Origin of the sequence: Chitinophaga sp. LS1 (assembly GCF_034274695.1) — a bacterium.
Taxonomy (GTDB): Bacteria; Bacteroidota; Bacteroidia; order Chitinophagales; family Chitinophagaceae; genus Chitinophaga.
Map to the genome: position 1 here is coordinate 887,599 of NZ_CP128362.1, position 15,667 is coordinate 903,265.

A 15,667-nucleotide genomic window follows, 5' to 3' on the forward strand; every position below is an offset into this window, starting at 1 on the left:
TAACGTCCCGATTTTCTAATCGGGACATTGTTATCTTAGCCAAGTCATATAGTTCATCGAACAAATTTAGCCTCGTATTATCTACCTCATAAATTCTTTCTTTATCTCCTATTTTTATTACAGGTACACTCCCTAAATTTGGAATTACCTTGTTAACTCATTATTATCACCCTCTTCAATAAACCTAATATCGTTAACCCCATGAGTACTCCATTTATCAATGATACTGATATGAATTCGAAAAAATATGCCATTATAATTGGAGCTGGACCAGCCGGTCTAACTGCTGCCTATGAATTGCTGAAACGCAGCGATATTATACCTATAATATTTGAAAAAAGTAATGACATCGGTGGCATTTCTAAAACCATCAATTATAAAGGCAATAGAATGGATATTGGTGGACATCGATTCTTTTCCAAATCGGATAGAGTCATGAATTGGTGGATGAATATCCTACCTATTGAACATGGAACCGAAAGTGAATTCACGATTAGCTATCAAAATAAATCACGACAAGTAAATAGTTCCTCTGAAAGGAATGGAAAAGCAAATGATGACAAAGTTATGCTTGTAAGAAAGCGGTTATCCAGAATCTATTTCTTGCGAAAATTCTTTACATATCCCATTACACTTTCTATTGAAACATTAAGAAAATTGGGAATTGGCAGAACCATTGCAATATTAATCTCTTACCTACAAGCACAAATATTTCCAATAACGCCTGAAAAAAGTCTTGAGGATTTCATGATCAATCGATTTGGGAAAACTCTATACAAATTATTCTTTAAAGACTATACTGAGAAAGTATGGGGGGTACCCTGCAATGAAATATCAGCTGAATGGGGTGCACAACGGATTAAAGGTGTAAGTATTCGAAAAGCTATACAGCACGCGGTACAAGAACTCAACAAAAAGAAAAATAAAAATGATATTGCTCAAAAAGATACAGAAACAAGTCTGATCGAACAATTCCTCTATCCTAAATATGGCCCTGGTCAACTATGGGAAGAAGTGGCTAGGCAGGTCGTTGACATGGGAGGCATCATTTATATGAATCATGATGTAAAAAAGATACATACGGAGGGCAATAAGATAGTCGGTATTTCTGTAACTGATAAAACCAACGGAGAAGAAAAGATCTATCCAGGAGATTATTTTTTTAGTACTATGCCTGTTAAAGAGTTAATTTCAGGTATTCAAGGAAACGTACCTCAAGAGGTTTCTACAACAGCGAATGGTCTTCAATATAGAGATTTCATAACAGTGGGAATATTGTTAAGGAGATTATCATACTTGGATAAAAAATCAGGAGAATGGAAGCCGTTAAAATTGGAAGATACATGGATTTATATTCAGGAAAAAGAAGTAACTGTTGGCAGGTTACAAATATTCAATAATTGGAGCCCATTTATGGTCAATGATCCAGACACTATTTGGGTTGGCATGGAATTCTTCTGCAATGAAACCGACACCTTTTGGAAATTACCTGATGAAGAAATTAAATCACTAGCTATCACAGAATTAGAAAAAATAGGCTTAGCTAACAGTTCAAATGTACTGGACAGCACAGTTCTGCGCGTAGAAAAGACCTATCCAGCCTATTTCGGAACTTACGAAAATTTCGATCAAATTAAACATTTTACAGATAATTTTGAAAACCTATTTCTTGTTGGAAGAAACGGAATGCATAAATATAACAATGCAGATCATTCAATGCTTACAGCAATGGTCGCTGTTGATAATATTATTGAGGAAATTACAACAAAGGAAAATATTTGGTCAATAAATACGGAACAGGAATACCATGAAGAAACAAAAGAACCTAATTCATTCTCGTCTACAATAGAAAAAAAAAAACTTTCAAAGAATTTCTCATAAATGATTCTGAAAATAGAAATTTAATACTAATTGCAATATTAGGAATTATAGTTCAGTTACTCTTTTTTAAATATTGGTATCCTTTTGCTAGTTATATCAATGGTGATTCTTATGCATACTTGCAATCAGCTTATTTAAATAAAGATATTGACATTTATCCAATTGGTTACCCGCGATTCTTAAGACTATTTAGTGTCTTTAGTCATTCAGATACAATTCTTGTCATATTTCAATACGTATTACTTCAAGCAAGTATATTGTTTATGTTATTTTCAATTTTTTACCTACATAATCCATTGAAAATAACTAAAATATTTTTATTCGTTTTCATGCTATTTAATCCAGTATTTTTATATTTAGCTAATTATATATCTAGCGATACTCTATTTCTTTCCTTAAGTATCATTTGGTTTACTATTTTACTATGGATAATTTATAGTCCAAATATAAAACTCATCATTTTTCATGCCTTAATATTATTTCTTGCATTTACAATAAGATATAATGCGCTATATTATCCGCTCATATCATTCGTAGCATTTCTCCTTTATAAAAAGAAAATCATTACTAAAATAATAGGCTTAATTTTTTCAATCTTAATTGTCTATTCTTTTATTCAATACAACAGAGAGAAATATTTTGAATTATCTGGATATAAACAATTCACTCCCTTTTCAGGATGGCAAATGGCGAACAACGCCATGTATGCATATAAATTTGTTCCTAATAAAGAAGTAAAAAAAGTCCCATTAAAGTTTAAAGAACTTGATAAAATGATACGGGACTATTTTGACTCTACTAGAAACAATCCCAATCATCCTGAAGAAAAATTAATAGCTAGTACAGTATATATGTGGACGCCTACAGCACCCTTGAACCTATACATGAACAAGAAGCTCAATATAGATAGCCTAGATAAATCTGAGCTAAAACATTGGTCAACAATAGCACCAATATATAAAGAATATGGAGTATTTATAATTAGAAACTATCCTTGGACGTTCACAAGATATTATTTGATTCCTAATGCTTTAAAATATTACGTCCCTCCCATAGAATTTCTAGGACAATATAGTACAGGAAAGGATGTTGTCCACCCAATTGCACAAAGATGGTTTCAATACAATAGTAATAAACTTACAACTATATTTAAAGACTTTAAAGTAAATGTTTTGAATTACTTTCCAATTTTAGTTGGAATAATGAACATTATATTTCTAATGGGCATTTTAAGCTTTCTACTTTTGAATGGATTAAGAAAATGTAACTTTCTTAAAAATTCAATTTTCCTTATAACCTTGTTGTGGATAGCAAATTTTATATTTAGTGTATTCGCATCTCCTATAGCATTAAGATTTCAGTTATTCCCGATATTAGTAATGATCACGTTTACATTTTTATTTATTGAATATCTTTTAAAAGAAGCGTTAATACCTAAAAATTAATAAGGAATTTTCACCATTAGTAATGAAATATTTCTTCTTTTTATTTATAATAGGATCATCCTATTTTTTTTTAAGAGCTGTAAAAAAAACATCATGAACTCATCCTCTTCCGATCGGACCATTAATATAGTCAATGATTATACCGAAATCTTAAATCGCTTTGGCATAGAAGAGAAGGAAGTTAATGGATATTATTACCAAATAGGTGAAAGCTACCAAAAACAAGGTTGGATAATCAATATTTCTATTTGGGATATTCATTTTCAATCCTTATCTGAGTATTTACTACCACGATTAAAATGCTACAATGTAGCATATCTAATCCCTATGAATAGTGGTATACATAGTATGTTACAAAATGGTCTATTTGGTTATAAGAATTTAGGGAAAATAATTACTATATATCTTCAAGAAGAAAATCAGTTGTTAGCACTTATAAAGGAACTGATAGAAATGACAAAATATTTTAATGGACCAGAAATTCCTACAGATTTTCATTTAGAAAGCCTTGTTTACACAAGATATGGTAGCTACACACAAGATGCCAGTGAAAAAAAATACATATTCGACAATAAAGGAAACAAGATTTTAGATGAAGAAAGTATTCCTCCTGTTCTTTATGACTGGGCACCATGGCCATTTAACGAGATCCGCCAACCTACTATAAATAGTAGAAGAAAAATCTTAAACGAAAAGTATTTAGTAACTAAATCAATTAAACCGGATGTAAAGGGTGAGGTAATGAAAGGTATTTACCAACATAGCTTCTTAAATTTCAAAAAATGTATAATAAAGGAAGGAAAAAAAGGAATGTCAGTTGACATACATGGTAGACAAATGAGCGATCGATTAAAATGGCAATATGAAACTCATAAAAAATTAAAAAAGAAAGTACCAATCCCCGATATTATTGAATTTTTTCAAGAATATGAAGAAACGTATTTAGTTTTTGAGTTTATAGATGGAAAGTCACTTAACAATCTATTAACTGATATATATGAGGGAAATACGTGGGAAGATTTATCTTTTTATAAAAAGAATCAAATAATTGATGTACTGATCAAATTTATAAAAGCAGTTGATCTTTTGCATGCAAATGATTATATACATAGAGATTTAAATATAGAAAATGTATTTATCGATAAGAATAATGAAGTTTGGCTAATTGATCTGGAATTATCATTCGACTTAAAAGAGTCAAATCCCTTTCCTCCTTACGAAAGAGGTACAGAGGGTTATATGTCCCCGGAGCAAAAAGATTTATTATATCCTACAATTCAACAAGATATTTTCAGTATTGGGGCAATATTGGTTATGTCATTTGTTCATATAACTCCATACAAGTTTAATTTTACAGACAAGAATGCTCTAAATAATATCTTAAGATTCTTTATTAGTGATGAAGAGATTAATAATCTCATTTCTTCCTGCTTAGATAATAATATGTCAAATAGGCCAAATCTTAATAAGATTATAGAGAATTTGAGTAGCTTTAAGAGAAGATTAAATGATATTATACCTAAGATTAATACAAAAAAACTTAACAAGAAAGCTTTAGAAATTATAATTAAGAATTCCTTATTGTCATTAAATTATTCGGGGATGCTAAGTTCACAAAATTATTGGTCGTCCCCAATATCAACAAAAGAAGCATTTATTGGTAATTTTAGAGCAGATCGTACTATATATACAGGATTCCGAAAAGGAGTAAGTGGTATTATATTTTTAATTGGTCAGGCAGCAAAAGTAGGATTAAATATAGAACCATTAAAGGAAAATTTGGAGGAAAATTTTCCTTTAGTTTCTGACACTATATTCAATAGTACTCAAATGGAACCAGGCCTCTTTGATGGCAGCTATAGCCTCGCATTAGCCATTCTTTCATTAATTCAAGGTCATCTCCTACCAAAAGATGATCACAATATCTCACTAGTACAAAAATGTCTGAATTTCATTCCTAGCGAACTAAATCTCTCATATGGCATCGCCGGGTATGGGATCACATTATTAAAATGCAAGGATATTGTAAAAGAAAAATTCACAAAAGAAAAATTAAATTATTGCATTGATTTAATCATAAATAAACAACTATCTAATGGAGCTTGGAGATTTGATAATAATGTTGGAAAATCAAAAATCGTTACCGGATTTTCATATGGTATTGCTGGTATAATTTGGTTTTTATTAAATTATGTTGAAATATATAATGATGAAACAGCTTTATCATCCGCATTAAAAGGTCTACAATATTTAAAAAAGATTAGCAAACGATCTAAACAAGAATTCCGTTGGCAAATAACATCCAGTTCAAAAGAAGTTCATGAATTTAAGTCAGGCGGGTATTTCTTATTACTCCCTTTCATTAAAGCTTACAAAATTACTAAGAACCCGTTATATAAAAAAATAGTTGAAGGAACTTTATATGCTTATCCTCAGCATGTAGTAGCTGATTTCTCATCGATAGAGAGAGGGGTTGCAGGTCTCGGAGAAGTTTATTTAGAAGCTTGGCAGACTTTTGGCAATAAAGAATGGCATGAAAGAGCTTCTTGGATAGTCCAATTATTAATACATACTTCATATAAACATGATAAATATGAATATTGGCTACAAACTGATCCATATAATCCGCATGCCGATCTCTTAACTGGACAAAGTGGAATTATTCATTTTTTATTAAAGTATAATTTTAATGATGGAGTTTCTAATTTATTTGACTAAAAGGATAACAATGATTTTACAATGGAAACTTCATAAGGAACACTATTTCAGAAAACTGTGCAAATAATTGAAATCGAGGTTTTATAAGTCTCGATTTCTTAATATTAAACATACACAGTGGATTTGCAACAAAAAACTGGACAAATTGTAAGATTCCTCGTCTCTAAGCCCATGATGAGTTAGAAAAAAACACTAACTTAATTGGGTTAAATATGAAAAAGACAAGATTCACAGAAACGCAGATCATTTCCATCTTAAAGCAACAGGAAGCGGGCATACCTATAAAGGATCTGAGTCGCGAGCATGGAGTAAGTGAGGCCACTATTTACAATTGGAAGGCCAAATACGGAGGAATGGGGTTCTTCGTCAATTTTGGTGAATGAAACCTCCTTATAATTTATTCGAAACTCATTATCAGCCTTCGTTTCAGAAGATTAAAACTACATCTTCCATACATCTAACGCTTAATAGTTTTTAGTTTATTAATTTGTCCTTCTACCTGCCCATTACTCCATTTTAATAAAATTGCATTACGCACTGCTGAAATGTCGGATAACAATCCCTTTGCAAAAGATCTTATTTCCGATGCTTTACATTTAAGAGCTTTGTCAATCCAAGTCTCAAATCTGTTAGTAAGTTTTCCTCTTTTTAAGATCAGTAAATTTCTGAATTGTCTGGATAGAATACAAGCTTGTTTTATATCCGGAGCTGCAGAACATATTTTTGTTACTATGTCATTCTGAATAGAACTTAATTTTGAAGGAGATTGAGATAATAATAATGCTGCCTTTGCTGGAAAATATAGATGCTTGGGGAGAGTTGGGCTAGATTTTCCTTTGTGCACTTTGAAATTTTCCCTAATGAATTTATATGCTGTTGTTAAACCTCCGCTATATCCTATCTTCTTCATCTCATTAATCAGTATTTTAATGGGCATGTCCTCCGATTTATTGATAAATTCCAGGATATAACTGGTAAATTCTGAAAAATTATATTTTGCAGGAGATGCCTTTATTGGCGGTTCTTCAAGTTGAAGGTAGCTAGCCACCGTTTTCCTATTAAGCCCCACCGAAGATGCTATCTTTCTAAGTGACTCACCTTTTTGGTATCGCATTTTCACTTCCTGCATTTGAACCAATCTTTTATTATAGCCTGAGGTTAAGCCGATTGACAATGAATCTGATGGTATATTAATATTTTCGCATTTCTTAATATGGCTGGTTGTTGCAAACATTTGCTTGTATGCCTTGTAATTTCGATTAAGTACCTTTTTCAATGCTTCGCTAAGATTTTGTAATAAATGAAACCTGTCAGCTATCTGTGTTGCTTCTGGACATCCTTCTGTTGCTCCTTTTGCATAATTTGAATACCTGTCTCTGGTGATAATTTCTACTCCAGGATTATCAATTAGGTATCCCAACGAGCAACAGCATATTTTTTATAGAAGTGAGTAGGGTTACTTTTGCTGCATTATCCAGTTATGTGGAAGAAGTTCTTTGATTTTGTTTACAGGATGTTCTGCGATGCGGGATAAGACATCATTTAACCATGCATAGGGATTAACGCCGTGCATTTTACAGGTTCCTAATAAGCTATATAGCATAGCTGATCTGCGTGCGGCTTCATGGGATCCGGCAAACAGATGATTTTTCCGCCCGACTTTATGTAAAGCTTTACAGTGCGACCTGCAAAGGTCACTTTTGGATTGTTTTTATGGGAAACCATAAGTTAAACCTACCCTTCCACGGGTAGTAACCTACCGGGGCCTGCGTCTTAGGTAACTGAGGGGTAGGAAGCCCCCGGGACAATGTACCGAGCAGTCTTGTGACTGGCTTTTGAAGTCCGTGAGGAACTTGAAAGAACCGATAAACTCAATCGGTGTAGGGCTAGGTTGGGTGGTATGCGTAAAGTAATTGAACGAACACTTGAATCATCGTAATTTACAAGAAGCTTAAGAGTTTGAAAAGCTTCAGCCAAAAGGCAACGACATGGGTTAAACTGCTTGTAAATCAGTTTACGTGGACAACCAACATGTTCGGTGAAAAGTTCGACGCTAACCCATCCGTGTCCAAAAGTGGCAACAGGGGAACCCCATGTACCGCCCTGTGAATAGGGCAGGTTTCCTGTAAAGGGAACTGTTGGGAAGTGGGAGTAAGAATGGGCAAAAAGCGAAGGGGTGGCTGTAATGGTTGCCATAAGGGTTGAAACATAATCCTACGGTGAAAACCGGCTAACGTGCCTAAGGTCTGTTTATCGTAATTAAAACAGAAGAACTTCAAATCAGGAAGGCAAGCAAATGATTGCAACCAATAAAAAGCCGGCAAAACTGGTAAATAAAAAGTCTGCGAATGCGGTCCTCAGGTCTGCGGAAAATTGGGATTCCATCAAATGGAGTTACCACCGCACAATCGTCAAGAAGCTTCAGTTGAGGATTGCGAAGGCTACACAGTTAAAGAAGTTCAGGAAGGTTAAAACCCTCCAATGGCTCCTTACACATTCCTTTTCTGCCAAATTGCTGGCAGTAAGGAATGTTATGCAAAACAAAGGGAGTAAAACACCAGGAGTGGATGGCATCATTATCAAAACACCAGAAGAAAAGCTAACATTAGCAAAGAACATGAAGCGTAGGGGATACCAACCTTCACCGCTCAGACGCATCTATATTCCAAAAGCCGGCAATATGAAAAAGCTCAGGCCGTTAGGAATTCCTACCATTACTGACAGGTGCCAGCAAGCACTATACACGTTGGCTCTGATACCAGTATCCGAAGTCACCGCAGATCTGAACAGTTATGGCTTTCGTCCCCAAAGAAGCTGCGCTGATGCTATAGCCCAATCTTTTATTACATTGGCAAGAAGGGGGTCTCCTACATGGATACTGGAGGGTGACATAAAGGGATGCTTCGACCATATCAGTCACGAATGGATGGACAACAATATTTGCCTAGACAAAGTGATTATGAACAAATGGTTAAAAGCTGGATTTATCGAAACCGGCAAGCTATTTCCTTCACTAGATGGTATTCCCCAGGGTGGGATGGTTTCGCCCGTCATGTGTAACATGACACTGGACGGGATCGCGCAAATGTTAGCAAACAACTTTAAGCAACACAAGGGCATCACCTTCATCAGATATGCAGACGACTTCATCGTAACAGGACATTCTAAAGAAACACTGGAAAAGGAGGTCAAACCGGCTATTACAGCCTTTTTGAAAGAAAGGGGACTGGAACTATCAGAAGAAAAGACCAAAGTCACCCATATAACAGAAGGCTTTGACTTCCTCGGACAAAACGTGCGCAAATACCCCTCTCGGGGAAAGCTCAAACTCCTGATTAAACCCTCGGAGAAGAATATTCATTCCTTTCTCGAAAATATCAGGGAATTATTCCATCTGGCGCGGAGCACCACACAAGCCCAACTCATCCAAAAACTAAATCCCAAAATCAGAGGATGGGCCAACTTCCATCGAGGTGTTGTATCAAAAAAGACCTTTTCCAGAATTGACAATGAAATTTGGCACTTGAGTCTTCGATGGGCCAAACGCCGTCATTCAAATAAGAGCGTAAAGTGGATACTATCGAAATACTATAAACGTATTAAAGGGGTAAACCACAGGTTCAGCGGCAATGATTTACAAAAGAATGGAATACTACAAGAAGTACCTCTCTTTTTGATGTCTTACACATCTATTCGTAGACATGTTAAGATCCTTAAATCAGCACACCCTTTTGACATAAAGTACGATGAATATTTTGAAATGCGAACATCTGAGAAATGGAAGTACAACAGCCAAAGATTAAACATCGAAAAGCACATTGGTAACTTTCAAAAAGGTAAATGCCCCTGCTGTTTGGAAGAATTAAAGGTTAATCAAAACTGGTGTATAAGTCTGAGAAGGAAAGCCTCTAAAGGTGGAGAATACAAATCAGAGAATATGAATGTCATTCACAAAAAGTGTTATGAAAAGTGGCAAACGAAAACATTGCATATGTGAAACCGGCCACCAACAAAAAAGATGGCTTAAAACAGGCTTGAGCCGGATGATGGGAAACTATCATATCCGGTTCTTAGGGGGCAAAAGAGCAGCAATGCTCTTAGCTACCCGATTAACTTAGGTCGCAAAAACTATCTCTTTTGTGGTTCCCATGATGCTGCGCAACGAGCAGGATTACTCTATTCTTTATTAGTCACCTGCAAACTAAACAACATCAATCCATATAACTGGCTGAAGGATGTTCTAAGCCGGGACATTAATGAAATGCCTATCAATCAGATCAAAAACTTGCTACCATATAACTGGAAAGAACAATAATGTTCAGCAAATAAAAGGCCTTAAGCAAAGCTAGTATGAAAAATTGTATTCAGTCTTAAACTTCCCGGAGGTTTTATGTATGTAATTGCGAAAAAAGAAACTGGTTCTTGAAAATAAGTGAAATTTGAAGTAGCAAATATTCTTAATCACATTAAAATCAAGAACCATGGGTAAAAATAATCAACTTCGGTTTGATAATGAAATTATCTATTGTGGGATAGATGTACATAAGACAAATTGGAAGATCAATGCCTGGATGAATAATATAGAAATTTCAAAATTTAGTCAAAATCCTGATGTATTCTTACTGAAGAAATATTTTGAGAAGAACTATCCAGGTGCTCATTTGAAAGTTGTTTATGAAGCTGGCTTTTGTGGATTTGGAATACAAAGGTCCTTTACAGATCTCGGGATAAATTGCCAGGTTGTTAATGCCTCTGATATTCCGGCTACTGATAAGGATAGAAAAAGAAAGAATGATAAACGGGATGCACGTAAACTGAGCATTGAATTAGCCAACAATAATCTGAAAGGCATATATGTACCAAATGAACTGATGGAGCATGCTCGTGCTTTAGTTAGAAAACGACATCATTTAGTTAGAGATCAAAGCAGGGCAATGAACCGAATTAAACATTTGTTGCTTTGCCATGGGCTTGCAGATAGCATTATAGGGGAAAGAATAACAGAAAAATACATCAAGCAGCTTCAAATGCTGGAATGTGGATCTATTGTGCTAAAACAAACATTACATTTTACAATTGAGCAATATAGGCAGTTAAGGATAATAGTCAAGGATATAACACTTTCTATTAGAAAACTCTCACAGCAGGAGCCATTTTTAAAACTACAACAACAACTCCAGACTATTGATGGGATTGGATTAATCAGTGGTATGGTTATACAAACGGAAATAATGGATATGTATCGCTTTAAAACTTTTGATAGCCTCTGTGATTATACAGGTCTTGTGCCAGATATATATAGCAGTAACGATAGAATGATAGTGCGAGGAATATCGAATCGCGGGAATAAATTTCTAAAGGATACTATTATCGAATGTAGTTGGGCTCTCCTAAGAAAGGATCCTGCAATGCTTATGAAATATAACGAATACAAAAAAAGAATGAATGGAAATAAAGCAATTATCCGAATAGCAAAGCATCTTTTGGCAAGAGTTAGACATATATGGAAAAATAACGAAGCATATTGTAATGGAATTATTGAACCAAGTAATAATGCGTTTTTAAGGCATTAACTCAGAAGATAGAACAAAAGCCAGAAATTTAGATCTCTGGCTTCTACTATCTCCTTCGATCTGGCTATCCCTTGTAAGGTTGCTCGCCAGCAGAGCCCTACTCCGTTTGGCCAAGACAATATAAAAATAACAGAACTATCCAAATAATTATAAGTTTTTATGAGTGTTCATCGTTACGTATGCCTGCAGCACTTTAATTAAAGATGTCTGTTCTTCCCGGAGGTTACAAACACTCATTTTATAGGCTTAAATGAACCTTGCAGCATGCAACGCTCAAAATGTTGCACAGACTGTTTATCGTAGGATGCTTATATATTGTTTTGATGGTACATGGAAATATTATGCCCAGTATTTACAAGAGCCAAATTTATTTTGGATCTCCGCGAACAATATTACATCATAGTAGGCATACGTTAATCCATATGAATGGCTGAAGGATGTGCTTAGCCAAGATATATATGAAATGCCTATCAACCAGATCAAAACTCTTCTTCCTCATAATTGGGCCAAAACAAAAAATCCTCTATAAACACAATGGCTTAATGCAAAGTTAGCATGGCGAGATTAAAATGTTTTTAAACTTCCCGGAGGAATACGATGAACCAACATAAAAAAATGAGGTGGGTCAACATGGTCCAGAATCTACAATTTGCTTAAAAACACGTCTGTGAGGCAAATTATGAGTCGGAAGGGCTATAATCTAGCAGCTTAATTATTTATCTATTTTTTTTATTGCAAATCTATTCTCATATTATTAGATTCAGACAACAATTAAGTCTACCCAGTATTCAAAAGAAAAAGTTCAAATCAGCTAATAGTATTAATATGATTAAACAACTTCAAAGGTCACAAGTATCTAATTTTTGAGAGGTAGTAGACTACTAGCTCCTGGAGTATTTACTTCTTTATCATATTCAAAACCTGAATCAATAATAGTTTTATTTCCTGGTATACCTTTCGTCATCCATAGCGGTGCTGGGGCGCCTTTTAAATAATGATCAAAAAACTGGGTCATTCTTGTGTATAAATCATAAATATTATTCAAATTTGATATACCATGCCCCTCTTGCTGATATCTCAACATCCACACAGGCTTCCCCTCTCTACGGAGAGAGATAAACCATTCTATCCCTTGCTGTACATTAACATTGTAATCCTTTAAAGTAGTTACTATTAAAATCGGCGTCGTTACATTTTTCGCATATGCTACAGGTGAATTATGTAAATATCTCTCCGGGTCTGTTGATAAGCTTACCCCCATCCTAAATTGCCGATTTTCAAATTCCTCATCTCGAAGACCTGGCACATTACCATATCCGCTTATCAGATCCGAAGGAGCTGAAATAGGTACTGCTGCAGCAAATTTATTACTGAAAGTTGCTAGGCAATTTGTAACATATCCACCAAAGCTGCCACCACATAATCCATAATGCGTACTATCAACATATGGAAGTTTTGCTAAGTAAGAACCAGCCCCTTCTACAGCATTGACTATGCTCCGAGATAACTCACCAGGTTTAAAATGGATATCAGTTCGGCAGATTAAATAACCGTGACTTAACATCATTGGGAAATTATAATAATAATAATCACTAACTGCGGGTAAGATAAAGGCATTAAGCTTAGCACTTTCTTGTTCGTAGTAACTAAATAATACAGGATATTTTTTGGTAGAATCAAAATTATCTGGTTTATATAAAATGGCTTGCGTTTTAATGCCATCTCTTGTTTCAAAATTAATTAGATCTGCAGTATGCCATTGGTAATTTTTTTCTGGATGGATATGACTAATTTGATGAAAATCTTTAAAATTTGATGTCCAAAAATAATTAGAAGATTCACGAGTACTCATTCTACTGACTACCCAAATTTCCTTATCCTTCGCCTTAATCGGCATACTATAGTAAACATTTTGGCTTGGTGCACAATACACATATTTCCCCATCGTTAATAATTGCGGATTCCGTTTACTACCAACTTTTATCCGAAAGAATCCATTATCCTTCGTTTCTTCATTAAACGCAGTTATAACAAGCGACTGACCATACTTTGGTTGTAATTTTTCATTCGAAGACTGTTGATAAAACCTAAAAACAATGTGATTTTTCCTACCATATCCATTTGTTAGATTAACAGCAGCAGTCTTACCGCTCAGATCAATTTGCCAAACGTCATAACGATCATAAACAATAATGTAATTATTACCACTACACCAATTATAAAATTCTAGTCCTCTGCTATTCTGATGTGAAGGCTGTTCCACCTTATCATCAACTAATGGAATTGATAAGTCCTTTGTGATATTAATACTGGATCGCGTAGTGGTATTAATACTATACAAATCTCCTCCCCAATCTTGTTGGTTTACTAAGTATTCACCAGTAGGTGACATCTCAATATTACCAATCCGAGAATCTACTGTAAACTTTTTGCGATCTGATATACATAATAAATGGCCTCTATCCCAGCTCTTATAGTTCCAGTAATACTCAGAAGGATGCCCCTCTATATTTGAAATAAAAATATTATTTTCATCAATTGATAACGAACGAACTCTTTCATAATGATTATCGGTTAAACGAATGAGTGTTCCCATTTTCAGATCATAAGCAAAAGAATAGACTGCTACGGTAGGAGTTGCTTCAAGATTGAAGGAAGCATCCTGATAACTAAATATCTGAACTGCATTAGCTCTTGATTCTTGTCCTTTAATTGAAGGCCCTTTTATATTAATAAATAAAAATTTACATTTTGGGCTGAAAGATTGTGGGCCATCTATTGTCAAATTCATTGTATCATACGATTTCGAAAGTTCAATCTTCTTAGCACTTTCTTTAGAATTATCATCCCATAACCAAATTGAAGAATTATTAAAGAAGCTCACATGTTTACCCTCCGAATCGATTATCAAATGAGAAGGCATATTTTTACCTCTCCATATTTCTAATTGCCGTTCTTCACCTAGTTGCAAAACTTTAATACAATAATTATTACCATTTTCCTCTATAAAGGAAATGACATTTCCCTGACTAGAAGAAATAAACTGTTTGACATACGCATAACTCTGTATTGATTTTTTTGATAGGTTAATAATAGAAAGAGTATTTAATGAGTCCTTTTTTCTTAGTAACAAATACTGTTGCTGTCCTTTTCCTTTAAGAGTAAATTCGGCTACATTTTGTATGATTTCACGTCTATTATTTCCTAATTCCTGAATAAACAACTGATCTCCTTGAACTAAACAAATACCATAGCGATTATCATCTGTAAACATTGGAAACCCAACAAGACTATCAATATGAAGTTCCCATTTATTGTCAATTCGTTTATAAATTAATCTAGACTTATTGCTCATGGCTAACATGGCATCGTTAATAATATATCCTACATATAATCCATCGTTACTTACAATACAAGAACCGTAAACGATTGTTGGCCAACCACGAACTGAACTAGTATCAATTAATGGAAGCAAATGCTGATTATAGGCCTTAGTGAAAACTAATAATGAAAAAAATATTAATAATATGTTTTTCTTCTTCATGATAAAATATTATAAAAACAGAATAACTCAATGTTAAAGTATCAGCCTGAAATAAAACATCAGTAGAGCAAATATCTCCGAAAGACCCTACCCAATAACTTCTTGAAAAAAGTATAAAACCTATTATTTATTAACTATAGTAGTATCTGATATAATTTTAGATCCCCCAGTAATAATTCCGAATCTAAAAAATAGTGATTAAAATTAAGTGGTAGAATCATAACCTAAATAATACACACTATTCTTGACCTAAAAAAATGAACACTCGGTTAAGCTAAATTTTTCAATATTCCATTTGGCCCATTTAACTCAAATTCATATGAAGAAACATAGCCAAGATATGAGTATTTGTGACTCCTGTTATAAAATCCTTCAATGTAACTTAAAATGGCACTTCGAGCATTGTTAATAAGGTAGATCTAATCTCGCTTTAAAGTAGAGAACAGACTTTCGGCAACAGAATTATCCTAGCAGTTACCTTTTCTACTAATACTATATATCATTTT

9 protein-coding genes and 1 pseudogene are annotated in these 15,667 nt (G+C 34.1%); 7 read left to right on the plus strand and 3 right to left on the minus strand.

Going from position 1 to position 15,667, the window contains the following annotated elements:
* Positions 1-201: 201 nt before the first annotated feature.
* From QQL36_RS03615 to QQL36_RS03630, 4 genes and pseudogenes are all read left to right on the plus strand, one after another.
* A complete protein-coding gene (locus QQL36_RS03615; protein ID WP_321568948.1) occupies positions 202-1,881 on the plus strand; it encodes an NAD(P)/FAD-dependent oxidoreductase in 1,680 nt (559 codons plus the stop codon).
* A 329-nt stretch (positions 1,882-2,210) separates the two neighbouring features.
* Positions 2,211-3,326, plus strand: coding sequence for a hypothetical protein (locus tag QQL36_RS03620; protein WP_321568949.1), 1,116 nt, complete (start codon positions 2,211-2,213; stop codon positions 3,324-3,326).
* A 93-nt stretch (positions 3,327-3,419) separates the two neighbouring features.
* Complete coding sequence (locus QQL36_RS03625; RefSeq protein WP_321568950.1) at positions 3,420-6,044, plus strand: protein kinase domain-containing protein; 2,625 nt, start codon at positions 3,420-3,422, stop codon at positions 6,042-6,044.
* A gap of 212 nt (positions 6,045-6,256) precedes the next feature.
* Positions 6,257-6,400 (plus strand): annotated as a pseudogene (locus tag QQL36_RS03630) (transposase); the annotation flags it as partial.
* 101 nt (positions 6,401-6,501) lie between these two features.
* On the opposite strand, the gene QQL36_RS03635 reads toward QQL36_RS03630, so the two are convergent.
* Positions 6,502-7,464: a transposase gene (locus QQL36_RS03635; RefSeq protein WP_321568951.1), complete on the minus strand. Its 963-nt coding sequence runs from the start codon at positions 7,462-7,464 to the stop codon at positions 6,502-6,504.
* Positions 7,465-7,500: 36 nt separating this feature from the next.
* Positions 7,501-7,647 carry a transposase domain-containing protein gene (locus QQL36_RS03640; RefSeq protein WP_415751052.1) on the minus strand — a complete coding sequence of 49 codons (147 nt, stop codon included), beginning with the start codon at positions 7,645-7,647 and terminating at the stop codon, positions 7,501-7,503.
* 693 nt (positions 7,648-8,340) lie between these two features.
* On the opposite strand from QQL36_RS03640, the gene ltrA reads away from it, so the two are divergent.
* From ltrA to QQL36_RS03650, 3 genes are all read left to right on the plus strand, one after another.
* Complete coding sequence (ltrA, locus tag QQL36_RS03645) at positions 8,341-10,041, plus strand: group II intron reverse transcriptase/maturase (protein WP_321568451.1); 1,701 nt, start codon at positions 8,341-8,343, stop codon at positions 10,039-10,041.
* A 111-nt stretch (positions 10,042-10,152) separates the two neighbouring features.
* Positions 10,153-10,359, plus strand: a complete 207-nt coding sequence (locus QQL36_RS35560) for a transposase domain-containing protein (RefSeq protein WP_415751064.1) — start codon at positions 10,153-10,155, stop codon at positions 10,357-10,359.
* A gap of 166 nt (positions 10,360-10,525) precedes the next feature.
* Positions 10,526-11,617 carry an IS110 family transposase gene (locus QQL36_RS03650; RefSeq protein WP_321568952.1) on the plus strand — a complete coding sequence of 364 codons (1,092 nt, stop codon included), beginning with the start codon at positions 10,526-10,528 and terminating at the stop codon, positions 11,615-11,617.
* 856 nt (positions 11,618-12,473) lie between these two features.
* Here the strand turns inward: QQL36_RS03650 and QQL36_RS03655 are convergent.
* Positions 12,474-15,161 carry an alpha/beta hydrolase family protein gene (locus tag QQL36_RS03655; RefSeq protein WP_321568953.1) on the minus strand — a complete coding sequence of 896 codons (2,688 nt, stop codon included), beginning with the start codon at positions 15,159-15,161 and terminating at the stop codon, positions 12,474-12,476.
* Between the last annotated feature and the right edge of the window lie 506 nt (positions 15,162-15,667).

Bases quoted from the DNA above. Each gene is read 5' to 3' on its own strand.
- QQL36_RS03640 (WP_415751052.1), bottom strand. From the start codon at position 7,647: ATGCTATATAGCTTATTAGGAACCTGTAAAATGCACGGCGTTAATCCC.
- QQL36_RS03615 (WP_321568948.1), top strand. From the start codon at position 202: ATGAGTACTCCATTTATCAATGATACTGATATGAATTCGAAAAAATAT.
- QQL36_RS03650 (WP_321568952.1), top strand. From the start codon at position 10,526: ATGGGTAAAAATAATCAACTTCGGTTTGATAATGAAATTATCTATTGT.
- QQL36_RS03655 (WP_321568953.1), bottom strand. From the start codon at position 15,161: ATGAAGAAGAAAAACATATTATTAATATTTTTTTCATTATTAGTTTTC.
- ltrA (WP_321568451.1), top strand. From the start codon at position 8,341: ATGATTGCAACCAATAAAAAGCCGGCAAAACTGGTAAATAAAAAGTCT.
- QQL36_RS03620 (WP_321568949.1), top strand. From the start codon at position 2,211: ATGCTATTTAATCCAGTATTTTTATATTTAGCTAATTATATATCTAGC.
- QQL36_RS03625 (WP_321568950.1), top strand. From the start codon at position 3,420: ATGAACTCATCCTCTTCCGATCGGACCATTAATATAGTCAATGATTAT.